The organism is Exiguobacterium sp. s122, assembly GCF_018618475.1.
Classification (GTDB): Bacteria; Bacillota; Bacilli; order Exiguobacteriales; family Exiguobacteriaceae; genus Exiguobacterium; species Exiguobacterium himgiriensis.
Map to the genome: position 1 here is coordinate 983,821 of NZ_JACSMD010000001.1, position 24,527 is coordinate 1,008,347.

Annotated in this window: 30 protein-coding genes; 28 read left to right on the top strand and 2 right to left on the bottom strand. The window is 49.6% G+C overall.

Annotation, left to right across the window (positions count from 1 at the left end; all coding sequences use genetic code 11):
- Positions 1-156 precede the first annotated feature (156 nt).
- From KNP92_RS04965 to KNP92_RS05045, 17 genes are all read left to right on the top strand, one after another.
- Positions 157-2,199 carry a peptidoglycan D,D-transpeptidase FtsI family protein gene (locus tag KNP92_RS04965; RefSeq protein ID WP_353047934.1) on the top strand — a complete coding sequence of 681 codons (2,043 nt, stop codon included), beginning with the start codon at positions 157-159 and terminating at the stop codon, positions 2,197-2,199.
- Between the two features lie 152 nt (positions 2,200-2,351).
- A complete protein-coding gene (locus KNP92_RS04970; RefSeq protein ID WP_214838097.1) occupies positions 2,352-3,290 on the top strand; it encodes a PstS family phosphate ABC transporter substrate-binding protein in 939 nt (312 codons plus the stop codon).
- Positions 3,291-3,374: 84 nt separating this feature from the next.
- Complete coding sequence (gene pstC / locus KNP92_RS04975) at positions 3,375-4,319, top strand: phosphate ABC transporter permease subunit PstC (protein ID WP_214838100.1); 945 nt, start codon at positions 3,375-3,377, stop codon at positions 4,317-4,319.
- Between the two features lies 1 nt (position 4,320).
- Positions 4,321-5,232: a phosphate ABC transporter permease PstA gene (pstA, locus tag KNP92_RS04980; protein ID WP_214838103.1), complete on the top strand. Its 912-nt coding sequence runs from the start codon at positions 4,321-4,323 to the stop codon at positions 5,230-5,232.
- 104 nt (positions 5,233-5,336) lie between these two features.
- Positions 5,337-6,098, top strand: coding sequence for a phosphate ABC transporter ATP-binding protein PstB (gene pstB, locus KNP92_RS04985; RefSeq protein ID WP_251136497.1), 762 nt, complete (start codon positions 5,337-5,339; stop codon positions 6,096-6,098).
- Positions 6,099-6,113: 15 nt separating this feature from the next.
- Positions 6,114-6,776, top strand: coding sequence for a phosphate signaling complex protein PhoU (gene phoU / locus KNP92_RS04990; RefSeq protein ID WP_214838109.1), 663 nt, complete (start codon positions 6,114-6,116; stop codon positions 6,774-6,776).
- A gap of 117 nt (positions 6,777-6,893) precedes the next feature.
- Positions 6,894-7,661, top strand: a complete 768-nt coding sequence (locus tag KNP92_RS04995; RefSeq protein WP_214838112.1) for a DUF4912 domain-containing protein — start codon at positions 6,894-6,896, stop codon at positions 7,659-7,661.
- Positions 7,662-7,675: 14 nt separating this feature from the next.
- Positions 7,676-9,859, top strand: coding sequence for a 1,4-alpha-glucan branching protein domain-containing protein (locus tag KNP92_RS05000; protein WP_214838115.1), 2,184 nt, complete (start codon positions 7,676-7,678; stop codon positions 9,857-9,859).
- A 116-nt stretch (positions 9,860-9,975) separates the two neighbouring features.
- Complete coding sequence (gene rpmG / locus KNP92_RS05005; protein WP_012726608.1) at positions 9,976-10,125, top strand: 50S ribosomal protein L33; 150 nt, start codon at positions 9,976-9,978, stop codon at positions 10,123-10,125.
- A gap of 55 nt (positions 10,126-10,180) precedes the next feature.
- Positions 10,181-10,735, top strand: a complete 555-nt coding sequence (locus tag KNP92_RS05010) for a 5-formyltetrahydrofolate cyclo-ligase (RefSeq protein ID WP_214838118.1) — start codon at positions 10,181-10,183, stop codon at positions 10,733-10,735.
- Complete coding sequence (locus KNP92_RS05015; RefSeq protein ID WP_214838122.1) at positions 10,714-11,484, top strand: DUF92 domain-containing protein; 771 nt, start codon at positions 10,714-10,716, stop codon at positions 11,482-11,484. Before KNP92_RS05010 ends, KNP92_RS05015 begins: the two co-directional genes overlap by 22 nt.
- Before the next feature lie 169 nt (positions 11,485-11,653).
- Positions 11,654-12,610, top strand: a complete 957-nt coding sequence (locus KNP92_RS05020; RefSeq protein WP_214838126.1) for an L-lactate dehydrogenase — start codon at positions 11,654-11,656, stop codon at positions 12,608-12,610.
- Positions 12,611-12,732: 122 nt separating this feature from the next.
- Positions 12,733-13,785 carry a rhomboid family intramembrane serine protease gene (locus KNP92_RS05025; protein ID WP_214838129.1) on the top strand — a complete coding sequence of 351 codons (1,053 nt, stop codon included), beginning with the start codon at positions 12,733-12,735 and terminating at the stop codon, positions 13,783-13,785.
- A 15-nt stretch (positions 13,786-13,800) separates the two neighbouring features.
- Positions 13,801-14,823 carry a M42 family metallopeptidase gene (locus tag KNP92_RS05030; protein WP_214838132.1) on the top strand — a complete coding sequence of 341 codons (1,023 nt, stop codon included), beginning with the start codon at positions 13,801-13,803 and terminating at the stop codon, positions 14,821-14,823.
- Positions 14,820-15,014: a YqgQ family protein gene (locus KNP92_RS05035; protein WP_214838135.1), complete on the top strand. Its 195-nt coding sequence runs from the start codon at positions 14,820-14,822 to the stop codon at positions 15,012-15,014. The genes KNP92_RS05030 and KNP92_RS05035 overlap by 4 nt, the downstream gene beginning before the upstream one ends.
- Positions 15,015-15,101: 87 nt before the next feature.
- Positions 15,102-16,070 carry an ROK family glucokinase gene (locus KNP92_RS05040; protein ID WP_214840211.1) on the top strand — a complete coding sequence of 323 codons (969 nt, stop codon included), beginning with the start codon at positions 15,102-15,104 and terminating at the stop codon, positions 16,068-16,070.
- Positions 16,071-16,297: 227 nt separating this feature from the next.
- Complete coding sequence (locus tag KNP92_RS05045; protein ID WP_214838138.1) at positions 16,298-18,217, top strand: LTA synthase family protein; 1,920 nt, start codon at positions 16,298-16,300, stop codon at positions 18,215-18,217.
- A 71-nt stretch (positions 18,218-18,288) separates the two neighbouring features.
- Here the strand turns inward: KNP92_RS05045 and KNP92_RS05050 are convergent, their stop codons facing one another.
- A complete protein-coding gene (locus tag KNP92_RS05050) occupies positions 18,289-18,468 on the bottom strand; it encodes a DUF2759 domain-containing protein (RefSeq protein WP_214838141.1) in 180 nt (59 codons plus the stop codon).
- Between the two features lie 157 nt (positions 18,469-18,625).
- On the opposite strand from KNP92_RS05050, the gene KNP92_RS05055 reads away from it, so the two are divergent.
- Complete coding sequence (locus KNP92_RS05055) at positions 18,626-19,246, top strand: MBL fold metallo-hydrolase (protein ID WP_214838144.1); 621 nt, start codon at positions 18,626-18,628, stop codon at positions 19,244-19,246.
- Positions 19,247-19,282: 36 nt separating this feature from the next.
- On the opposite strand, the gene KNP92_RS05060 is transcribed toward KNP92_RS05055, so the two are convergent.
- Complete coding sequence (locus tag KNP92_RS05060; protein WP_024371493.1) at positions 19,283-19,546, bottom strand: DUF2626 domain-containing protein; 264 nt, start codon at positions 19,544-19,546, stop codon at positions 19,283-19,285.
- Positions 19,547-19,795: 249 nt separating this feature from the next.
- Here KNP92_RS05060 and KNP92_RS05065 point away from each other — a divergent pair, with 249 nt between their 5' ends.
- Genes KNP92_RS05065 through KNP92_RS05110 form a run of 10 tightly spaced genes read left to right on the top strand, consistent with a single transcriptional unit; the run spans position 19,796 to position 24,493 of the window.
- The gene (locus KNP92_RS05065; RefSeq protein WP_214838147.1) at positions 19,796-20,182 is read left to right on the top strand and encodes a Spx/MgsR family RNA polymerase-binding regulatory protein; all 387 of its coding nucleotides are present in this window, start codon (positions 19,796-19,798) and stop codon (positions 20,180-20,182) included.
- A gap of 58 nt (positions 20,183-20,240) precedes the next feature.
- Positions 20,241-21,059, top strand: coding sequence for an ATPase, T2SS/T4P/T4SS family (locus KNP92_RS05070; RefSeq protein ID WP_214840212.1), 819 nt, complete (start codon positions 20,241-20,243; stop codon positions 21,057-21,059).
- Entirely contained in the window at positions 21,029-22,003 is a 975-nt protein-coding gene (locus KNP92_RS05075; protein WP_214838150.1) for a type II secretion system F family protein, read from the top strand. Before KNP92_RS05070 ends, KNP92_RS05075 begins: the two co-directional genes overlap by 31 nt.
- A gap of 12 nt (positions 22,004-22,015) precedes the next feature.
- Positions 22,016-22,327 (top strand): prepilin-type N-terminal cleavage/methylation domain-containing protein, encoded by a 312-nt coding sequence (locus KNP92_RS05080; RefSeq protein ID WP_214838153.1) that lies wholly within the window; start codon positions 22,016-22,018, stop codon positions 22,325-22,327.
- A gap of 26 nt (positions 22,328-22,353) precedes the next feature.
- The gene (locus tag KNP92_RS05085; RefSeq protein WP_251136499.1) at positions 22,354-22,761 is read left to right on the top strand and encodes a prepilin-type cleavage/methylation domain-containing protein; all 408 of its coding nucleotides are present in this window, start codon (positions 22,354-22,356) and stop codon (positions 22,759-22,761) included.
- Positions 22,748-22,984, top strand: a complete 237-nt coding sequence (locus KNP92_RS05090; RefSeq protein ID WP_214838159.1) for a hypothetical protein — start codon at positions 22,748-22,750, stop codon at positions 22,982-22,984. Before KNP92_RS05085 ends, KNP92_RS05090 begins: the two co-directional genes overlap by 14 nt.
- Positions 22,920-23,414, top strand: a complete 495-nt coding sequence (locus KNP92_RS05095) for a hypothetical protein (protein ID WP_214838162.1) — start codon at positions 22,920-22,922, stop codon at positions 23,412-23,414. The genes KNP92_RS05090 and KNP92_RS05095 overlap by 65 nt, the downstream gene beginning before the upstream one ends.
- Positions 23,415-23,419: 5 nt before the next feature.
- Positions 23,420-23,680: a hypothetical protein gene (locus KNP92_RS05100; RefSeq protein ID WP_214838165.1), complete on the top strand. Its 261-nt coding sequence runs from the start codon at positions 23,420-23,422 to the stop codon at positions 23,678-23,680.
- A gap of 22 nt (positions 23,681-23,702) precedes the next feature.
- Positions 23,703-24,158 (top strand): shikimate kinase, encoded by a 456-nt coding sequence (locus KNP92_RS05105; protein ID WP_214838168.1) that lies wholly within the window; start codon positions 23,703-23,705, stop codon positions 24,156-24,158.
- A complete protein-coding gene (locus tag KNP92_RS05110; RefSeq protein WP_214838171.1) occupies positions 24,155-24,493 on the top strand; it encodes a hypothetical protein in 339 nt (112 codons plus the stop codon). The genes KNP92_RS05105 and KNP92_RS05110 overlap by 4 nt, the downstream gene beginning before the upstream one ends.
- Positions 24,494-24,527 lie beyond the last annotated feature (34 nt).

Sequence of the window (24,527 nt, forward strand, 5' to 3'; positions counted from 1 at the left end):
ATTCTATTGAATCTCGGGATTTTTTATACATTTAATTATTTTGTAAACAAATTATGATATAGTGAAAAACGAGTCAAAATTAGAAGTTAACACCTAACATATATGTATAGAAGAAATGGATTGAGGAAGGAGACAACAGCATTGGCGAGAAACCGCGTGAACGTACCAAAAAAACGGCGCAACCACCTTCCGCTACGTTTAAATTTATTGTTCTTTATCGTGTTCATCTTATTTGCGACATTGATCTTCCGCTTAGGGGTCGTTCAAATCGTGAACGGGGAATTGATTGCACGTGAAGTCCAGAAGACGGAATCGAGTAAAATCAAATATGAGGTGCCGCGCGGTAAGATCTATGATCGGAACGGTCAAGTCCTCGCGGATACGATTTCGAACTATTCGGTCATGTATCGACGTTCGCAAGTGACAAGAGCGGATGAACGGCTCGACGTCGCCCTCAAACTTTCGGAGATTTTAGACGTACCGGAAAAGGATCGCAAAGTGACAGAGCGTGACCGCAAGGATTATTGGATTGCCATCGATCCAGAACGGTCGCAAGAACGAGTTCAGACGTTACTCGCTGACTTGTCAGAAGAAGAGCGGGCAGCCTTATCGAATCAGGAAGTCGATCAATTGTTGCTCGATTCAATCACAGATGAAGAAATCAACTTCGACGACGCGACTGAAGAGATTATCGCCATCAAACATAACATGGAGAGTGGTTACGCCCTCGACCCGCAATTGATCAAAGTCGGCGCCACACCGAAAGAGATGGCGCTCATCGAAGAGAACTTAGAACTCTTACCGGGTGTCAGCATTGAACCGTACTATGAGCGGGAATATCCGTTCGGTCAGACGTTCCAAAGCTTCCTCGGCAGTTATCGTCAAATCCCGGCTGAACAGCGTGCCTCCTATCAGGCACGCGGATACGGCTTGAACGACCGTGTGGGTACGTCTTACCTTGAGCAACAATATGAAGACGTATTGCGCGGGACACCGGCTTATGACGTCTTTACGACGTATAAAGGACAACCGGTCGGGGAGCCGACACGGGTGAGCGGGAATCCAGGGAAAGACATCGTCTTGTCGACCGATATTGAGTTTCAAAAAGAAGTCGATGAAATTTTGAAAAAGGCGATTCGGGCCGGTCGTTCTGGGAGTCCAAACTTCGACCGTGCTTTCGTCGTCGTGATGAATCCACAGACGGGCGAACTGCTCGCCTTGTCTGGGCAAGAGCTCGATTTAGAGACGAATGAATTCAAAGACGTCTCGACAGGTACCGTGCTCCGGGCGAGTCAAATCGGTTCAACAATTAAAGGGGCGACCGTCGCGTTTGGTCTTGAAGAAGGTGTCATTCGGCCAGGCGAATACATTTACGACACGCCGATTCGAATCGGTTCTTCATTGAAATCTTCGTACCGGAACATGGGGAACATTAACGACCTCGATGCGCTTGCCTTATCGTCGAACATTTACATGTTCCAAATCGCACTTCGTCTCGCGGACTACTATTCGACGGGCCAAATCGTCGGTGAAAACGTCACGCAGGCGTTCAACACGATGGAACACTACTATAAACAGTTTGGTCTCGGCATTGAGACCGGAATTGACTTGCCGTTCGAGTCGACCGGTTTCAGAAGTGTACCGGACCGTGTCACGCTTCTCATGGATATGTCCATCGGGCAGTACATCTCGTACACGCCGATTCAACTGGCGCAATACACGTCGGCGCTTGCGAACGGTGGCTACCGTGTGCAACCACACTTGCTGAAAGAAATCATCGAACCGGGATCGCTCGATGAGGATAATAAGCAAGTCGTCAGCACGTTCCAACCGAATGCACTTAATAAAGTCAACGTTCGTGACGAATATATCGAACGTGTCCGCCAAGGGTACCGCCAAGGGGTCGAGAGCGGCACATCGCGCATCTTGCAACAGACAGGGATGACGGCGGCCGGGAAGACCGGTACGGCACAAGCGATCGCCGAAGGTCCGGACGGACAAGCAAAACGGAACGCGAACGGAGAGCCGATCAAAACGTTCAACTCGAACCACGTTGGTTGGGCCCCGTACGATAGTCCTGAAATCGCTTGGGCGATCATCATGCCTGGCCTCGAAGGGGAAGGTGTCAATACGCGTGTCGCCCACGATATTATGAAAGCCTATTTCAACCTTGAAGATGTACAAGCGCAACTCCAGTAAAGAAGTCACTTCGGTGGCTTCTTTTTTTGTCTTTACAATTCTTTTACGTTCCGTTCATTTCTCGTTAATAGTAGTTTATTAGGATGTTAATTGTAGGACAGAACAACAGAGCTACAACCAAACTCAAAGGAAACTCAAGGAGGACGTCAGAAATGTCTTGGATGAAAAAATCGGCACTACTCGCTTCAATCACTTCAGTAGCACTTGTAGGTGCAGCATGTGGGAACAATGAAGAAGGAAGTGGCGCAGCCGAAGGTGACGCACTTTCAGGAAAAGTCGTCATGGACGGATCGTCAACTGTATTCCCGATCATGGAAGCTGTCGCTGAAGAATTCTCAGCAGAACAACCAGACGTTGAAGTGACGGTCGGTGTTTCTGGGACAGGTGGTGGATTCAAACGCTTCGTAACAGGCGAGACAGACTTCTCAAACGCATCACGTGAAATTAAAGAAGAAGAAGCGGCAGAAGCGGAAGCGAACGGTGTGGAGTACACACAACTCTCAGTCGCACTTGATGGCTTATCAATCGTCGTAAACCCAGAGAACGATTGGGCACAAGACATCACGATTGAAGAACTAAACAAGATGTGGCTCGATACGAACGTGAAGACGTGGAAAGACGTCCGCGACGAGTGGCCAGATGAAGAAATCACATTCTTCGCACCAGGTAAAGACTCAGGCACATTCGACTTCTTTAGCGAAGCTGTTATGGATAAAGAGGACATTCGACAAGACGCGCAGTTGTCTGAAGATGACAACGTCCTCGTTACAGGGGTAGCCGGTACGAAAGGCGCAATCGGATTCTTCGGATTCGCATACTATGTAGAAAACCAAGACACAATCCGCGCGGTGCAAGTAGACGGTGTTGAACCAAACCATGACACAATCAACGACTTGTCATACCCGCTTTCACGTGAGATTTACACGTACGTCAACAACGCATCGTTACAAGATAAGCCACAAGTTGCAGCGTTCGCACGCTTCATGAACGAAAATGCAGCTGAGCTTTCTGAAGAAGTCGGCTATGTAAAAATGGAAGACAGCCGCTACGACGATAACGCCGCACTGATTGATGAGCAAGCTGGAGAATAAATTGTTTCGGTGTCAGAAGGCGAGAGTCTCTCTCGCCTTCTCGCCGTGCTTTCTAGTATGAAGAGGTAGGGAGCGATACACGAGATGAATCAACCACATAAGGATTTTTCGATTCGAGAGATGATTGAATCCAATAAACAAAAAAAATTTAGCACGACGAACGTCTTTGATAAAATCATGCCGTTCTTACTATTCTTGAGCGCATTCGTGTCGGTCGTCACGACCATCGGCATCGCGTTGACGCTCGGATTTGAACTGTTCAAATTTTTCGAACGGGTCCCAGTGAGCGAGTTTTTAGGATCAACCGAATGGTACCCGCTCAGTGCCGATCCACGTTTTGGCGTCTGGGCACTCGTCGCAGGTACGTTAAAAATCACGGTCATCGCCATGATTGTCGCCGTACCGCTCGGCCTCGCTTCTGCGGTTTATTTAAGTGAATACGCCTCAGAACGAGCACGGACGATCTTGAAGCCGATTCTTGAAGTACTCGCCGGTGTCCCGACGATCGTCTTCGGATTTTTCGCCTTGTCATTCGTGACGCCAATCTTGCAGGCACTTATCCCGGGGTTGAAGATTTATAACGCCCTTAGCCCAGGGATTGTCGTCGGAATCATGATTATCCCGATGATCGCCTCGATTTCGGAAGACGCAATGAGCGCTGTACCGAAAAAGATTCGCGATGGCGCCCTCGGTCTCGGTGCCACGCGCCTTGAAGTGGCCGTGAAAATTGTCATGCCAGCCGCCCTCTCAGGTATCATCGCTTCGATCGTGCTCGGGATGAGCCGTGCCATCGGAGAGACGATGATTGTGACGATTGCCGGTGGTTCGCAACCGAACTTCGAGTTCAATCCGCTGAACGCGATTCAGACGATGACGGCCTATATCGTTCAAATCGCCAAAGGGGATGCGGGCTATGGGACGATCGAATACTACAGTATCTATGCGGTCGGTGCGTTATTGTTCATCTTCACACTCGTGATGAACTTGTTCGCCAACTGGGTGACGCGCCGCTTCAGAGAGGAGTACTAATATGGCTTTACCGAACAGTGAGTTCAAGAATGGAAAGAACTATATGGACCAAGATACGGTCTCTCGTCGCATCAAGAGCCGTCTACGGTTAAATGAAATCTTTAAATATGTGTTTTTGGCGGGTCTCGTCTTCGCCTTGCTCGTCTTGTCGACGCTCATCTATGACGTCGTCTCAAAAGGTGGCGGGTGGGTCAACCTCGATTTCTTACAGAACTTCCCGTCACGCCGTGCGGGTCAGGCCGGTCTTTATCCTGCCTTAATCGGGACGCTTTGGCTCATGATGCTCATCGTTCCGATGGTGTTTATCGTCGGTGTCGGGGCAGCGATTTACTTGGAAGAGTATGCGCCAAGAAACCGAGTGACTTCATTCATTGAAGTCAACATCTCGAACTTGGCGGGTGTCCCGTCAATCGTTTTCGGTTTACTCGGACTCACGTTCTTTGTCCGGACAGCAGGTTTCGGTAACTCCGTGTTGACCGGTGCATTGACGCTTGGGTTGATGAGTTTACCGATCGTCATCGTGGCGTCGCAAGAAGCGCTCCGTTCGGTCAAGATGGAACTTCGTCACGCCTCGCTCGCTCTCGGTGCCTCAAAATGGCAGACGACGTTCAATGTCGTGTTGCCGTCGGCGCTCCCAGGGATTATCACAGGTATCATCTTAGCGGTGTCTCGTGCGATTGGTGAAACGGCGCCGCTCATCATGATTGGGGCTGCGACGTTCATTTCGACGACACCGAACAACATTTTCTCTGATTTCACGGCATTGCCGATTCAAATCTACAACTGGACGAGCCGTCCGCAAGCTGAATTCCAAAACTTGGCCGCAGCCGGCATCATCGTCTTAATGACCGTGCTCATCACGATGAACTCGGCCGCAATCTATATCCGTAACAAGTATACGAACCGACATTAAGGTCGGATGCAGTAACGAGGAGGACTCTCGAGATGATGAAACAAAAAGAGCTTAAAGGAGATCACAACGTGAACACTACGACGATCCAACCGACTGATGCCGTGATGCAAAAAGACAGCGCCTACGTCGTGAACAACCTCAACTTATGGTATGGGGACGACCAAGCGTTAATCGACGTCAATTTAGACATTAAAAAGAATGAAGTGACGGCAATTATCGGTCCGTCGGGTTGTGGGAAGTCGACGTTCATTAAAACGTTGAACCGGATGGTCGAGTTGATTCCGTCAGTTCGGACGAACGGAGAAATCTTGTATCATGGCCGCAACATTTTCAATCGTGATTACCGGGTCGAAGACCTCCGTACGTCGGTCGGGATGGTATTCCAGCAACCGAACCCGTTCCCGAAGTCGGTCTATGACAACGTTGCATACGGGCCACGGACGCACGGCATTAAAAATAAGAAAGTGCTCGATGAAATCGTGGAGCGTTCGCTTCGCGGTGCCGCGATCTGGGATGAAGTGAAAGATCGTTTGAACGAGAACGCATATGGCCTTTCAGGTGGTCAACAGCAGCGTCTTTGTATCGCACGTACGCTCGCGATCGAACCGGATGTCATTCTTATGGATGAACCGACGTCAGCGCTTGACCCAATTTCAACGCTTAAAGTCGAAGAACTCGTTCAAGAGTTAAAAGAAAAGTATTCAATCATCATCGTCACACATAACATGCAACAAGCAGCGCGCGTGTCAGACAAGACGGCGTTCTTCTTGAACGGAGAAGTCGTCGAATTCGATGAGACGGACAAAATCTTCTCAAATCCAATGGACAAGCGGACTGAAGATTACATTTCAGGCCGGTTCGGTTAAGAAGGGGAGCGCAACATGGCACAAAATCGCACATTTTTTGATACGAAGTTAATCGATTTAGAAGATAAAGTAGTAAAGCTCGCCAATCTGACGATGCGTCAGACGGCGACGGCAATCGAGGTGCTTGAAAAACATGACCTCGCGCTCGCGCAAACGGTAATCGACAATGACAATGAACTCGATGACCTTGAGCTTGAAATCAACGACGAGGCCATCCTCCTCATTGCGAAACAGCAACCGGTCGCGACCGATCTTCGTCGTCTAATCGTCACGATGAAATCGGCGACTGACCTCGAGCGGATCGCGGATTACGCGACGAACATCGCCAAAGCAGTCACGCGTATCGAACACGTCCCGTACGTCCTCGATATTCGACCGCTCAAACAGATGGCCGAGCAGCTGATTGATATGCTCGAACTCGCGACACGCGCCTATCGTAAAGGTGAAGTCAGCCGTGTGCGTGACTTAAACGAGATGGACAAAGTGATTGACGACTTGAACTTGCAGGTCATCAAACAGTACATCGGCAATTTACCGAACATGACGATCGGTACGAACGATGTATACGAGTTTTCAAACATTGCCCGTTATCTCGAACGAATGGGCGATCACGTCACCAATTTCGGAGAACATTTGATTTTCCTCGAAAAAGGGAAGCATTATGATTTAAATCAGTAACAAAAGTGGTAAAGGACAACAGACATGTTGTTCTTTACTTTTTTTGTGCAGGAAATCACGGAGAAAAGACGAATAGTAAACTACATGCATTTTTTTTAGGAAGGGAGCCATATCTAGATGGAAGAGAAAATCGTATCCTTGAAGCAACAAGGGCTTACGTTAAAACAGATTGCAGAACAATTAGACATGCCAATCGGAAAAGTCCAATATGCTTGGCGAAAATGGCGAACTCAGCATGGGGACGTTACGGCGACTGCTGCCGCACCAAAGCAACAGGCCGAAGGGAAGAAACGAATGAAAACAAGCACGAAAGCTACAAAATCAACATCAACGAAGCAAGTCGCGTCATCGCTTCAGTCCAATGCATCACATCACTCACCGCTCCTTGAACAGGCACCAGAAGGGTATTGGAAGCTTCCTGACCGTTATGATGCCGATTTGATGCATGCTGTGGTCCAATCACCAAATTCGGTGTACGTCTTTTGGGAAGTATCGGACGCCGTGAAAGAGACGCTTGCGATGCAATTTATGCGCCCGTGGGAAGATTTGCCGAAAGCGTTCCGTATTTTAGACGTCACGCTCCTCGATTATACGAGCGGGCATGCGAACCGTTCGTACACGTTCGAATTGCCTGAGATGACGAACAGCTGGTTCGTCCGTCCGCTTGATCCGAACACGACGTATGTATTCGAATTTGGCATCCGGACGATGGAAGGCGAGTTCTTACCGCTCGTCGCCTCCGATCCGCTCGATACACCACGAGCAGAAGCGGCTGGAGTCGGTCGATTCGCAGAACCGGTTCGCCGTTGGCAATACGGTGAAGTCGAATCACCAGAACTACTCGACACGTTACCTAAATACGCTGCATACCGATACGTGCGCTAAGGAGGACCTAATAGATGAAACCAGGTTATTTTTCACTCGTCCTTCATGCCCACCTTCCGTACGTCCGGCATGAAGAAGAACACCGTTTAGAAGAACGATGGGTGTACGAAGCCATCTCCGAGACATATATTCCGATATTGTGGCAAGTCGATCGCCTACAACGGCCGCTCCACTGGACGGTCAGTATCTCACCGCCGGTCGTTGAGATGCTTGCCGACCCGCTCGTCCAAGACCGCTATGTCGCCCATTTGGATGAGATGCTTGAACTGATCGCACTCGAGTTATCCGAAGAGCGGAGTGAGGCGGAAGTGAACGCCCTCCATTTTTATGAGCGTCGCTACCAAGATTTGAAAAACACGTTTTTGCATTGGGATAAAAACTTGAATCAGGCGTTCCGTACATATCGTGAGCATGGTTTTATCGACATGGTGACGTGTACGGCGACCCACGGGTTCAACCCGCATCTGTTCACCGACCAGGCCGCACGTGCTGAGATTCGGAGTGGACTCAACTGCTTCGAACGTCATTACGGATTCCGACCAACCGGTATCTGGTTGCCAGAGTGTGCGTATACGCCTGGAGTGGACCGGATTTTGTACGAGGAAGGGGTCCGGTACACGTTCGTCGATGAACACGCGCTCCTTGACGCCGATCCGACACCGGAAAAAGGGATTGGAGCCCCGGTCTATTCGCCGCACGGTGTGGCGCTCTTCCCGCGTGATCAAATCATCTCCGGAAAAATTTGGAGCTCGATGATTGGCTACCCGGGTCACCCGGACTATCGTGAGTTCTATCGTGACCTCGCTTATGACCGGGATTGGGATTATATCCAATCGTTCATGCACCCAGAAGGGATTCGGTTCGACACCGGCCTGAAGATGCACCGGATCACGGGTGATACGGACGCGAAAGATTATTACGTCCGCGAATGGGCCGAGCATCAAATCGGCAATCACGCGACGGACTTTGTTCAAACGCTTGAAGCCCACCTTGAGGCGCACGGCGGTCAAACGTTCCCGCCGTTTCTCGTCACGGCTCCTTTTGACGCCGAGCTGTTTGGTCACTGGTGGTTCGAAGGACCTGAATTTTTAGGTCAAGTTGCAGAGCGACTCGAACAATTCGGAATTGAGACGATTACACCAGCCTTGTTCCTCGAACGTCATTTCCAAGACCTCGACACTGTCCACGTGTCAATGAATACATGGGGACGGAAAGGCTATGGCGACGTCTGGATTAACGAGCGAAACGAATGGATGTTACGACACCTTCATATGATGGAGACGCAACTCGTCAAAGACGTAGCCGATTATCGAGGAACGTCACCGCTCGTCGACCGGGCATTAAAACAATTGATTCGACACTATGTTCTTGCCGTCTCAAGCGACTGGGCGTTCATCTTGGACGGTCAGACGACCGCGCAATATGCAGCGGAGCGGTTCCGTGAGCATGCCCGCCTCTTCGCAGAACTCGAGACCGCGCTCTATGAGAACAAACTGACAAACGAGCTGCTTGATGGGCACTTCCGAGCCTATCCGTTCTTACAGGACGGGGACATTGAAATCGACACGTTCCTTTCGCCGCATGACTACTACGTGACGAAAGAACGCGGCACGGAACCCGATGCGATTCTCATCCTGACACCCGAATATACCGGCAATCTCGTCGGCGGTCTCGGACAGCGTGTCGTCGAAGAAGTCGAGGCACGAGCGAACCAAGGCGAGACGTTGTACGTTCTCACCCCTTACAAGGAAGGGTTATTGGAGTACGAACGTCAGGGCAACGTCCATGTCTATCGTGTTCGCTTGACGAGCCCGTTCTTAGAGCATGTAATGAATCAAGTCGCCGCGCAGAATGTCAGTTATGTGAAGCTCGTACATGAACTCGTGAATGCGGTTCGATTTAAAGCGGTCCATCATTTTGACTGGATGACCATTCCAGCAGCACGTTCACTTGCGAAGTCGCTTGCTGTTCCGTTATACTCAACTATGTTGTCATTTGAAACGACGCGCAATCCCCATGGGCATGGTGGTTTGTTCGATGCGATTCATCGGATTGAGAACAGTGTCTTTGCCGAGGCGGACACCGTCTATGTCGGTTCCGACGTCTCAATCGAGAAGCTTCAATCGCGGTATGCGGTCAAAGATAACGTCACATCTTGCTTGTCGCTCGATGCCTCGCCGTACAAGCAGAACGTTTGAAAAAGAACGTGAAAACACCTTGCTTTTTCTATAAAAAATTGGTAGGATAATTGAGTATGCTTAGACTGTAAAGCAAAAGCACTTGATACAACATCAGTAAGATTGGAGTGAACACAATGCGCGTTAAAATCACACTAGCTTGCACAGAAACAGGCGATCGCACGTACATCACGAAGAAAAACAAACGTAACAACCCTGAGCGCCTCGAATTGCGCAAATACAACCCACGTCTCCGCCGTCACACGCTTTACCGCGAAGTGAAATAATGAGACGGGCCGTCACTCATGTGGCGGCCTTTTTTTTCGAGAGGAGGAAGTTGCTATGGACGCGAAACAAGCGCTCAGACGAGCGGTACATTTGAAAATTGCCGAATTGGCCCACCGTGACGAAGCGGATGCCGCGATTGTACATAACGTGATGACACTACCCGAGTGGATTGAAGCGGACACCGTCGCCCTCACGCTCTCGTTCGGACTCGAGGTCGATACGCGACCGTTGATTGAGGCAGCTTGGCAGGCAGGAAAAGTGGTACACGTGCCGAAAGTAACGACAGAGGGGCTCACGTTTCATCGCCTCACGTCTTATGAGGACCTCGAACCCGGGGTGATGGGTATTTTGGAGCCGACGACACCTTCGGTCGAGGCCGACGTCGACCTATGCATCGTCCCGGGACGCGTGTTCAACCGTTCTGGTTATCGGATCGGGTGGGGTGGCGGGTATTACGACCGTTTTTTGGCGACGTATGCAGGAAAGACATTGTCGATTGCCTACAGTGTCCAAATTCTAGACGACATACCAATTGAAGCGCATGACATTCCGGTTGGAATGATTGTGACGGAAAGGGAATGGATTCGATGTTTGCCATTTTTCTCGTAACTTGTTTGGTCGCTTATGCCGGTTATCGGTTAAAGTCGCTCACGCGATCGGGAGTTGTCTTGACAGTCGTGACCGGCACGGTCATCGGCTATGGATTCGGTTGGTTCGGTCTCTACTTATTAGGCGTTTTCTTCTCGACGTCTTCGCTCGCTTCAAAATATCGTGCGTCTGAGAAGGCGCCGGTCGATGAAATTGTCGAAAAATCGGGTCCTCGGGATCATATCCAAGTGCTGGCGAACGGAGGAATCGGAATGGTGACCGCGCTCGGCATGGCAGTCACAGCGAATGAGGCGTGGCTCTTCGCCTATATCGTCTCAATCGCCGCGGCGACGAGTGATACGTGGGGTTCAGAGTTTGGTGTCCTCGCAAAGAAAAAGCCACGTTCCATCCTGACCCTTCGCCCTGTCGAACCGGGGACGAGCGGTGGCGTCTCGCTTTACGGAACATTGATGTCGATTGTCGGAGCCGCGACCATCGTCCTTGCAGTCTATCCGTTCATGACGCTCGGTTTCGAAGTGACGCTCGCATTGATCGTACTTGGTTTGGTCGGCAGTGTGGTGGATACGTTACTCGGTGCGACCGTTCAGCGGAAATATCGATGTCAGGTGTGTGGCAAATTGACGGAGAAGCAACAGCATCATGGACGAGCGACGCAGTATGTGTCAGGATGGCGTTGGCTCGGGAACGATGCAGTCAATTTTACGTCTATCGCGACCGCCGCCTTGCTTTGTTTTTTCGTCTTCAGTTGAGGGTAGTACAGAGAATGAGGATGTTTCAAACAAATGTGAATCTTGTCACAATATCGCCAAACTGAAAACGGTTTCTGCTGTATTGAGTGTTTGTGAATGATGTTACAATCTTTATGTAACAGATATTACTAAAACATGAAACAGATTGTTCGAAGGGTGGAGAATCAACATGGAAACATTAAATCATGCTAAAGTAACACGCGTCGCGCTCGTCGGTGCCGGTGCAGTCGGTGCGAGCTTCGCGTATCAATTGACGACTGCGAGCCTTTGTGAAGAACTCGTCATCATCGATATCAACAAAGCTAAAGCGGAAGGGGAAGCGATGGACTTGAACCACGGTGTCTCGTTCGCCTCTTCACCGATGCGCGTATGGGCTGGCGATTACACGGACTGCGGTGCGGCAGATATCGTCGTCATCACGGCAGGTGCCCCACAAAAACCAGGGGAGACTCGTCTTGACCTCGTTGAAAAGAATGCGAAAATCATGAAGTCGATGATTGGGGAAATCATGGCTTCAGGATTTGACGGCATGATCATCATCGCCTCGAACCCGGTCGATATTATGACGCACTTGGCATGGAAGTATTCGGGCCTTCCGAAACACCGTGTGTTCGGCTCGGGGACGGTGCTCGACACGTCACGGCTCCGCTATATGCTTGGCGATTACTTCAACGTCGACCCGCGCAACTGTCACGCGTACATCATGGGTGAACATGGGGACACGGAGTTCGCGGCATGGAGCAACGCTCGAATTTATGGAAAGTCCATCGAACAGTTGCTTGAGGAAAATGACGCATACACGTGGGAGGACCTCGAAGACATCTATGTCAATGTCCGTGATGCGGCTTATCACATCATCGAGCGTAAAGGGGCGACTTATTATGCCATCGGTCTCGGATTGCTCCGCCTCGTAAAAGCGGTGCTCCGGAACGAGAACACCTTACTCACGGTCGGTGCGTATCTAGACGGGGAATACGGATTGAACGATATCCATATCGGTGTCCCGGCCATCATCAACCGACAAGGCGTGCGCCAAGTCGTTGAGATTGAATTGTCTGAAGAAGAAAAGCAGAAGATGCACCATTCAGCAGACGTGTTGATGAAGACGATGCAGCCGGTGCTATAAAGGAACAAGTTCGCAGTCGGCTATGTGCCGGCTGTTTTTTTATGGAGGGCATATACGGAACGTCTCCTTTTTGTCGGCGCTTCCGAATTGGATTACAATTATGGGGAAGGGAGGGGATTCAGATGGCAAGCTCGTTTTGGGAAGATATATATGGAAACGTGAAGGCGGGGGGACGCGTCGAAGGAATCCTCGAGCCGTCACGGGCACTTCTTTTGTTCGATACGAAAGCGGGAGACGTCTATCACCTATACATAAGGACCGATAAGGCGTGGGCCAACCATGTTGGAATGGATATCGAGGCAATTATGAATTCATTTCGCCTTGCTCGCCTCGGCAAGAGCAAATTACGGATCCATCTATACGGAGAACAACTCGTCGATGAAGAACGCATCTCGTCGCTCACGTTTCACATTCCGGCGAAAGTGACGATTGAACGGCATATCTCGTCAGAAGACAGTGGAGAGGCGGACTATCGGCCGCTCGCACTTGCGCTTGATCGCGAGCGAAAAGCCGAATTGAAGCGACGGTTCGCATTCGGAAAACCGCAGGCAGTTTATGTGTTCATGATTGTGACGTTTTTCATCATGTGGCTCGCGGAATCGGTCGGCTCGACGCTTGATCCGAACACGCTCGTTCGATTTGGAGCGAAAGTGAATCCGCTCATCGATGAAGGCGAATGGTGGCGACTCGTGACACCGATGTTTCTTCATATTGGTTGGTTCCACTTTAGTATTAACATGTTCGCGCTCTGGTCGCTCGGCCCGCTCGTGGAACGGATGTATGGTTCGCCACGATTCATCGTCATTTATGTGTTGGCAGGGATGATTGCATCGACGGCATCGTATGCGTTTAGTGACGCCATTTCGGCAGGAGCATCGGGTGCGCTTTTCGGTCTCGTTGGCGCCTTGCTCTACTTTGGGATTCGAGATCGCTCTCTTTTTATGAAGACACTCGGTCCACCATTGTTCATTATGTTAGGATTAAACATAGGACTTGCGTTCGTCCTCGGGGCGAGCCTCGACCATTCCGCCCACGCTGGCGGACTCGTCGGTGGCTTTTTAATGGCAGGAGTCGTCGGGCTCCCGGACGAAACGCGGCAGATGCGGCGGATTCTTTTTCTAATTAGCACAATCATCCTCACGGCCGCATGTTTCCTGTATGGCTACTATCGATGACAAAGGGGTAATCAAATGATTGAGACGTTGAAGCAACTTGTAGAAATACCGAGTCCATCCGGCATGACGGATGAAGCGATTGAATTCGTGGAACGTGAACTTTCAAAACGTAATGTAAAGACGAAGCGTCTAAATAAAGGAGCGCTCCTCGCCACGTTCGAAGGGCAAGCAGGACCGGCCCGATTGTTGACGGCTCACGTCGATACGCTCGGTGCGATGGTAAAAGAAATTTTACCGAGCGGCCGACTTCGCCTTACGCAAGTCGGGGGATACGCGTGGACGGCGATTGAAGGTGAGAACTGTCTCGTCCATAAAGAAGAAGGTGCAGCGGTAGAAGGCACGATTTTGGTGCATCAATCGAGTGTGCACGTCTATCGTGATACGAACAGCGCAGAACGGACAGCCTCGAACATTGAGGTCCGGTTAGACGCGGACGTCCATAGTGAGGAAGATGTGCGGGCGCTTGGCATCGAAGTCGGGGACTTTGTCTCGTTTGACCCTCGGTTTAAACTGACGGACTCAGGTTACATTAAATCACGACATCTTGACGATAAAGCTTCGGTCGCGATTTTACTCGACTTGGCGCGTGACCTCGTGGATATGGAGTTACCGCATCCGGTGCATTATTTGATTTCGAACTACGAGGAAGTCGGTTTTGGAGGCAACGCCGGCATTCCAAAAGATGTGATCGAATATATCGCTGTCGACATGGGTGCGCTCGGAGACGGCCAACATTCAGACGAGTACACGGTATCAATTTGTGCCAAAGACTCGTCTGGTCCATATGATTTGAAATTACGCCGTCAGTTCACGTCGATTTGCCGGGATGAAGGCATCGCGTTCAAAATTGATGTGTATCCGTATTATGGATCGGACGCTTCGGCTGCAGTGAGTGCGGGGCACGATATCCGTCACGCGCTCGTCGGTCCCGGAATCGAATCAAGCCATAGCTATGAACGCACCCATATCTCGTCGCTCGAAGCGACACGCAAGTTGTTATACCATTATGTCCTCTCGAAAATGGAGGAAGCACGATGAAGAACTTCTACGATGTTCAACAGTTCTTGAAAGGGTTTGGGACCATCATTTATATCGGGGAGCGAGATGCGGAAATCAGTCTGATGATGATGGAACTCGATGAACTGCATGCGGGTGGGATCATCGAGCAACGAGATTACGATACGGCGAAGATTATTTTGACACATGAATTAAAAAATTCGACAGATTGACAGAAAAACCCCTTGTGCAAATGTTTGCACAAGGGGTTTGATAGTGTACACTATTGAATGAAAGCGATTTATTCGAAATGAGGAGTGATTGATGTGAAATGGTTATTAGGAATCGACATCGGTGGTACGACGGTGAAAATGGCCGTCCTCGATATGAATGGCATCATTTCTGATAAGTGGGAAATTACGACAGATATTCGTGAGAACGGAGTACATATTCCAAAAGATATCGCGACTTCTTTTAACGCCTACCTTGTCGAGTCAGGAAAGTCAAAAGAAGACTTTGCCGGGGCCGGAATTGGGGCGCCAGGCTTCATCAACTTCTCAGAAGGAATTGTGGAGTACTCACCAAATATCGGGTGGAAAAACTTCGCGCTCGTGAGCGAGTTTGAAAAAGCAGTCGGGTTACCAGCCGTGCTCGAAAACGATGCGAATGCGGCTGCCCTTGGAGAAATGTGGAAAGGGGCCGGTGAAGGGGCCGCGGAGTTGCTTGCTGTCACGCTTGGGACAGGTGTCGGAGGCGGCGTCATCACGAACGGCAATATCGTACATGGCGCGGCGGGAATGGCTGGCGAAATCGGGCATATTACGGTCGAGCGTGACGAGACAAAAGCAGTTAAATGTGGCTGTGGTCGGACCGGCTGTATCGAGACAATCGCTTCTGCGACGGGCGTCTCACGCTTGGCGCTCCAAAAACGCAAACACCGCACGACGTCCCTCAACGAATTAACAGAAGTGACGGCTCGCGATGTGTTTGAAGCTTACAAGGCGAACGATGAAGTGGCGACGGAAGTCGTCGAAGAAATGACCGAGTATCTCGGCCTTACGATCTCGAACATCGCCAATACGCTGAACCCAAAAATCATTGTCATCGGTGGCGGTGTCTCGAAAGCACGTGAAGCGTTACTGGAACCGCTCGATGCCCAGTTCAAACGGTTCGCGCTCGAACGCGTCTATGAATCGACGACGTTCAAGATTGCGGAGCTCGAAAACGATGCTGGTGTCATCGGTTGTGCTTGGCTCGCACGGAAACATTTCCTGCCGACACGTGTATAATAAAATGGAACTGCTTCGCCTATGTGACATGCATAGGCGTTTTTTTTGTGACGAAGGGGTATTAACTAATGTAAAATTTGTAACCGTGGAGTTGATTTTTTGTTAAAAAAGGGGTAAGATTTGAACTTGATACTAGACTGAATTCGTTCGTGAAAAAGAGAACAAGCTGTACACGAACATAACACGACCGAGGTCGTTAAAAACTGAAAAGAGGAGGAGACCGTCAGATGAAGTCATCTCAACGCTTCTCGAAGCTAACTATGCGACTGAATGAAACGGTCCGCGCTTCGTTTCAAGAATATCGTTTATTCTGGATTTTTACTTTATTGCTTTGGACGAAGACGTATATCGTATATCAATTTTTCTTTAATATTCCGATTGAAAACACGGCGCAAGCCTTTATTTTGTTAATCAGCCCAATCAGCTCAACGTTATTTTTATTTGCGTTTAGTTTCTTCTTTAAAGGCAGCAAACAAAAATGGGTGCTCTTTACACTCTATGCGTTCGCCTCGTTTATCTTATTCGCTGACGCCGTATACTATCGCGAATTCACCGATTATTTGACGATGCCGGTCATTTTACAACCGTCAAACATGGAGACGATATCCACGTCGTTCACGTCACTGCTTGAATGGAAAGACCTCATCATTCTCGGCGATGTGCTCGTGTTACCATTCATCCTCTGGAAAGTGAACACGCGTGAAAATGCGGCATCGCACCGACGCGCGCTCGTCACGTTCGTGGCGGCTGTCGCCGTGTTCCTTTTCAATTTGTCGCTCGCAGAGACAGAACGCCCAGAACTCTTGACGCGCTCGTTCGACCGCGAATTGCTCGTCAAAAACATCGGGACGTTCAACTTCCATGTGTATGACGCGATGCTTCAAACGAAGACGTCGGCGCAAAAAGCGATGGCGGACGGCTCGGAACTTGCTGAAATCGAGCAGTTCACACGCCAAAACTATGCGGCACCAGATCCTGAACTGTTCGGCAAGTATAAAGGTAAAAACGTGATCGTCGTCTCGTTCGAGTCGGCCCAAAACTTCACGCACAATATGAAAGCCTCAAACGGCGAGTACATCACGCCGAACTTGAACAAACTGATCGAGGAGTCGCACTTCTGGCCGAACTATTATCATACTGTCGGACAAGGGAAGACGTCCGATGCCGAGTTCGCCCTCGATAACTCGCTCTATGGTCTTCCGCGCGGAGCCGTCTACTTTACGAACGCCGATAACGAATACCAGGCACTACCTGAAGTAATTAAAGAAGATAACTACTATTCGGCTGTATTCCATGCGAACAACAAATCGTTCTGGAACCGTGACCATATGTATAAAAACGTAGGGGTTGACGAGTTCTTCGATGAGAAGAGCTATGATCTTGGAAATCCAGAAGATATGACCGAATGGGGACTTCTTGATGATAGTTTCTTCGAACAATCGATTCCGATGCTTGAGGAGCTCCCGGAACCGTTCTATGCGAAGTTCATCACGCTTACGAACCACTTCCCGTACACGATGCCGAGCGAAGATTATGAGCTCGTGCCAAAATTCGAAACAAGCTCGACAACGCTTAACAATTTCCCGCAGGCGCTCGCCTATCAGGATTATGCGCTCGGCTTGTTCATCGATGAATTGAAGGCGAACGGCATGTGGGAAGATACGATTTTTGTCGTCTACGGGGACCATTACGGAATCTCGACAAACCATAATGCCGCCATGGCTGACTTGCTCGGAAAAGAAGAGCTGACGCCATACGATGTAGCAAAATTGCAACAAGTACCGTTCGTCGTCCATTTACCTGACCAAACAAAAGGTGAAGTGCATGAGACGATTGGTAGTCATGTCGATATGAAACCGACGATCCTCCACTTGTTAGGGATGGATACGTCTGACTTGGTCGGATTCGGAAATGACTTGTTCTCGAAAGAACGGAACAGTCGCGCCATCTTCCGAGATGGAACGGTGTTGACCGATGACTATGTGTGGACCCAGTCGACGTGTTATGATGCCGAAACTGGAGAGGTCGTTGAAGATGCATCACTTTGTGGACCGATCAATGAAGAAGCAGAAGCGATTCTTCAGATGAACGATGATTTGATTTATTCTGACTTGTTACGTTTTAAAGAACAGTCGGACAACCGATAAACAAAGCGTCGCCTAGACAGGCGACGCTTTTTCTGTACAAAAAAAACGACCGAAGTCGTTTTTTCGTTTCATTAACTTGGGATTCCACCATAGATCAATGTTGCGACTCCGAAGAAACCGAAGACGAGAACAGTGACGGCCGCAAAGGCCAGTGGGAAGAATTGACGTTTCTTAAATGAACGGGCCATTCCCCAAATCGCGACAAAAGCCACGATAAGTGAAATCCATCCAAACGGCTCATACAAATGCATGACGAGTCCCCCTTTTATTATACGTCATGAAATTCATAAAAATTTCACTGAAATATCACTATTATTTTATCCGAAATATGTGACGGTGTCGAGCAAAGAAAGGCGTCGCTACAATTTTGCCACAATATCGATTAGAATGAATGATGGAGGTGTTTAGATGAACGTAGTAAAAATCACATCAGGCTTGGCGCAAGAGAACGGTTATGTGGTCGAACAGGACGGTACAGTCGTGATTGTTGACCCCGGGACGGATGATCCGCGCTTCTTTGAGACGGTCGAGCGCTTCGGTCGTTTGGACGCAATTTTATTGACCCATGCCCATTTTGACCATATTGGGGGCATCGATGCGTTACGCGATCGTTACGGGGCTCCGGTTTACGTACATGAAGCCGAGCGGACGTGGTTAAGCGATGACGAAAAAAATGGAGCGGCTAAATTCCATTTGCCGTCCGCTTCCATGCGTCCGGCTGAGCGGACGTATCAAGGTAAGACGCTGACGATTGGAGCGTTATCGTTTGAACTCCATCATACGCCAGGTCATTCGCCAGGGAGCGTCACACTCTATCTACCAAATGAGCAAATCGCATTTTGTGGCGATTTGATTTTCAAACAGTCGGTTGGGCGTACCGATTTATTAGGGGGCGACCAAGCGACGTTGCTTGGCTCAATCGACCGGCTACGTCAACTGTTGCCAAAAGAGACGGTCCTTTATTCAGGGCACGGACCGAAAACGACGCTCGGCGCAGAAATCGAATCCAATCCATTTTTCAGTCGCTAAACAAAAAAAGATTGTCTCGTGATGAGACAATCTTTTTTACATTTGGAAGTTACTCCAATACGTGAAGACGATGAAGAAGACCGTCAAATAAGCGCCGAACACGTATACATACGTTTTTTCAGTCAATTTTAAGTAACCGAGTGCGACGAAGAAAATAGTTTGAGCTAAGAAAACTAGACCCATTACGACGAAGTCACCAGTATGTTCGCTGCTGCTTTGATCTCCACCGAGCGCGCCTACGAATGCAAGCGCTGCGATCAACCCAGTCCAAAATCCAAGGACACGGTACATTCTCGCCATGTTAATCCCCCCATACGTACATTATTCCATTCTCATTCACTATTTTACCAACACATTAAAAAAAATGCTATGGAAACGTGTGAATTGAACAAAATAATCGTGAAAAAAATGTGAAATCTTATCCTGAAACAATCTTGTACAAAAAATAAAAAAAGTTGTACAAATACTGTACAATCTTGTCCAAGCATTGTATAATCATCTTACACAACATGTACGAGCGAGAACTGAACCTATAAGGAGGCAATTACAATGGCAAATGAATTGATGTTTTATACGTACCCAAGTTGTACATCGTGTCGAAAAACGAAGGCGTTTCTACAAGAGCAACAACTCAACGTGAGTGAACGTCATATTTTCCGTGACGCGCCTTCGGTCGATGAGTTGATGGCGTTACTCACATTATGTGACAACGGAGTCGAATCACTTCTTGCGACGAGAAGCCAAGCGTTCAAACAGTTGAACGTCGATGTTGACGATTTGAAATTGAGCGAACTGCTCCATTTGATGAGTGAAAATCCAAAGTTATTGAAACGCCCGATTTTGACGGACGGTAAAGAAGTCATTGTCGGATACGATAAAGTTTCAATCGAGACGTATGCGCGTCGTCATGATTTAACTTCAGCCCACGTTTCATAAAACAAGTCCACTTTCATAAAGGTGGGCTTTTTTTTATGCTTATCGCGAGGTGGAGACGATGAGAGCGGTGACGAAACGATTGATTGGGCTAGCGCGGCAACATCGGGCGAGCGATGTCCATTTTATGCCGGGGCCAGATGATGTGGCAATCCATATTCGGTCCGGGACGAGACTCGATGTGATGGAAACGATCAGTAGGTCAGAGTATGAGCGTTTGACGTTACATATGAAATATTGGTGTTCGTTGACAGAGACGGATCAGCGAGTCCCTCAGTCCGGAGTGTACGACGCAGAGACGGCGATGATTCGTGTCACGTTCTTGCCGTCATTTGAGCATACGTTAATGTCGTGGCGCATGCCGAACATGTCATTTGAATTAGGTGAATTGGTTGCGGAAAAAGATCAAATGGTATTTGAACAGTTAGGGAAGATGGGGCATGGATTGTTTTTAATCGGTGGAGCGACCGGGGCAGGGAAGACGACGGTGTTGTATGCGTTACTTGAGCAGATCAATCACCGTCGAATTGTTACGATTGAGAATCCGCCGGAACAGGCCATTGCCGGTGTCATTCAGTTAGAGGTGAACGTAAAGGCTGGTCTCGATCATCGCAGTCTTTTGAAAGAGACGCTTCGCGCCGACCCCGACGTGATTGTCATCGGTGAGGTGCGCACAAGTGAGGAGTTTAAAGTCGCCCATGATGCCGCGCTTAGCGGTCATTTAACGATTGCGACGTTTCACACATCGACGATTGAGGATGGGGAGCGCCGTCTTAAAGAGCTCGCGGGTGTGATGGAAATGAAACGGTACTGGTGCGTCCTTCAACGTGGAGAGGAGATGACATGTTCATGGTCCCTACCCGAGTCATGTATGAATTGAATACGATTCGCCGCTTTTTAAGGTTGCAAGCTCGCGGCGTCGGATTGAAGAAAACGTTCGAGACACTCGAGCTACACGAACGTGGGAAGAGACGGGACAAGGTGACGAATATGCGCATCGCGCTTGAGGACGGAGCGTCACTCGCAGAAGTATTTAAGACGCTCGTCTCAAACCGACGGATGCGTGAGTTGCTCGAGACGGCAGAACGCGGACACCACTTCATCGAAGGGCTCGAACAAGTGCTTGCCTTGTCGATGATGCGTTCCTCGCTTGAGCAGGAGTTAAAGCAACTGGCCCGATACCCGCTCATTATTTTGACGATGCTGTTTGGCCTAGGTACGATATACGCCCTATACATTTTTCCTAAACTGTTGTCGATGGTGGAAATTGAGCGATTGAGCGGCATGAACGCCCTGTTATTAACGAAGTGGTTCTTCCCCGGGCTCTTTTTTCTCTTTCTCTTGACTGCAAGCGGATTGTATCGTCTCGGTAAATCAGGCGTCATCCGAATCCCTGTCATCGAGCGAGGTCAACGGCTATACGTCACGTACTTGTTCGTCAGTGAATTGTCACTCCTTCAAGACGGTGAGGCGTCGGTACGTCACATCGTCGAACGGTTGGCTTTAGGAGACGGCGAAGTGGCGTTGATTGCAAGGCGAATCCATGATCGGATGTCGGCTGGTTTCGAGCTCGAGGTCGCCGCGCGGAACGAACCGCTTTTAGACCACGAAGTTGTGAGCCTGTTTGGCGTCGGTTCTGTCAGTGGGGAACTTGGGACGATGATGGCCATGCATCGAGAACTTGTCTTTGAAGAGATGGAAAGCTATTGGAAAGAACTCATCGCTAAAGTGGAACCCGCGCTATATGGGGTGTTGACCGTCATGGTCACGATGATGTTTTATACGATCTATTTGCCGGTGCAATTGATTATGGGTCAACTATAAGGAGGAATTGAGATGATGAACCAGAATTCGGAACGGGGCTTCACGCTTGTCGAGATGGCCGCGGTCTTGTTAATTATTTCGGTCTTGTTGTTACTGCTCGTTCCGTCGATGACGGACGGGAAAAGTCGGGCCGATAGCGTCAGTTGCGAAGGGAGCGTGCGCATCGTCGAGTCGGAGATTAACCTATATTATGCGGAGCATAAGTCGTACCCGGAAACACTCGCCGTTATCAAACGAGGGGGGTCGTCCGACCCGCTCACGTACAGCTGTCAGTCGACGACGTACACGTACGCACCGGCGACGGGCACGCTCACGAAAAAATGAGGCAAGACGGGTATACGTTCGTGGAAATGGCGGCGGTGCTCCTCGTTTTGTCGTCCATCTTGCTGTTGGCCATGCCGTCCGTCCGTTCCATTGACCGGCTTGCCTTGATTGATTTCACGGAAGGGCTACTGGCCGATATCGCGGAAGTCGGGCAGTATCCGTACGTCGCTGCCGACGAGAAGTGCGTACCACGCCTGCGCTGGTACGTGAAAGAGCGGCGTTATCACATTACGTGCGGACTCACGTCGATTAAGACGGTCCAAGTGCCAGATGGAATCGTCCTTAGTCTGCCGACGTCGAGCGAAATCGTCTTCTCGAAGACGGCAGCGAGTTATGCCGGGCAATGGAAATTTTCTTCAGGCACTCGATCGATTACGCTCAAGTTTCGACTGGGCACGTACGAACCGGAGGTGATTCGAAGTGAGGGGTTCTGAACGAGGCGTCACGTTATGGGAGATTTGTTTGAGTCTGGCGCTCCTAATTGGGTGGATTGGTGTGCTCGTCCCGTTTGTCGTGAACGCCAATGAGCGAATCGAACGGTTAGAAGTGACGGTCCGACACTATGAATCAATTCAGCGGGAGGTGTTGATCGATGCGGCTGAGCCAAGTGGAAAAGAGCGTGTCTGTATCGAAGAACTTTGCCTCCCGACACTGTGAAGACGGCTATACGATGTTAGAGCTCACGCTTGTCCTGTTGCTCATCCCGTTATTTATCGGACTACTCGTACAACTCCTCTCGCTCGGTGAAACGCTTTATGAACAGCCGAGGGGAAACGTGACGACGACGTCGCAACTCTTCGTCCGAAAAGTGATTGATAGTCGAGATTGTGCCGTGAAAGATGGACGGCTCACCGGCGTGTACGTGCGCCCGGATAAGACGACATGGGCTTGGACGTTAAAGCAGATTAACGGGAACTTGGTCATGGTCGGAGATGGAGGGGGGAATCTATTATTCCTAAGAGGAATCGAACAGTATCGTGTCGAATCGGTAGGGCAAGGCTATCACATCCAATTCGTCGATCGAAACGGGGCTCGGGAAAAGTACGTGATGTGCATGAGAACGGCTTCTTCCTCGTTACTTCGTTAATTGTCATGATGTGGATTCTTGGCGCATCGTTGTTTTGGTATACTGATATTGAACGAAGTACCGAACGATTGGCACGAGACATCCTCGCCATCCGTTTCGAGGGACACTTGCTCGTGGCAAAGGCGAATTGCAAAACGAAAGCCATCACTGTCACAAAACCGACCGGTACGATCTCTTGCCGTCCGCTTGGGAGCGGGACGATTGAAGTGGATATCCGGCTCGTGAGCGGAGAACGACATAAAGAGGTGATTTATTTCGATGAGTAGGCCGTTTTATATTATTGGGTTTATGGGTACAGGTAAAACAAGCGTCAAACGATATCTTGAAACAACAAATCATGTCGTGGACTTAGACGAACAGCTCGTACACGTTGCCGGCATGGGCATCCCGACGTACTTTCAACGATTCGGGGAGGCCGCGTTTCGTGAACTCGAAAGCGTAATATTAAAGTCGACAAAGGCGGAGTATGTCGTGACGGGCGGGGGCATCGTGGAGCGTGCCGAAAACGTGGAGTGGATGAAGGCGAATGGGACCGTCGTTGCGCTCGATGCGCCGTTTGAATTATGTTGGGCACGGATTCGTCATTCCAATCGACCGCTCGTCAAAGGGGGGGAGGCGCGCGTTCGCGCCTTGTATGATCGGCGACTTCCGCTGTACCGGGAAGCCGATGTCGTCCTTGATGCCTCACGAGGTACCGAGGATGTCGTTCGACAACTAAAGCAATTGAAGGAGGAGAAGGAATGATTTGGATTAACTTAGGCATCGTCGTGCTCGCGCTCGCCGGGCTCGGCTTGTACGGTTTTCTTCTATACAAAAAGAAGATGTCAGGTGACGTGCGTCGCGTCAAGCGTCTGACGGAACGGTTTCAAATTCGCATCAATGTGATTCAACAGTTGATTGATGAGATTAAACGTCACGTCGATACAGTGAACGCATCGATTGGCGAAATGAAACGTCTGTCGGTGAAAGTGAAGACAGAATCGGTCGAATTAAAGGATGCGTCGGTCAGTTTAACAAAAGAAATCAAACGGACCGCAGGAATTGAAAGCACGCCCGTTTCCACTGAGAGCAAAATATGAAATAATGAGGATGAAAACGTTTTCGTTTTCATCC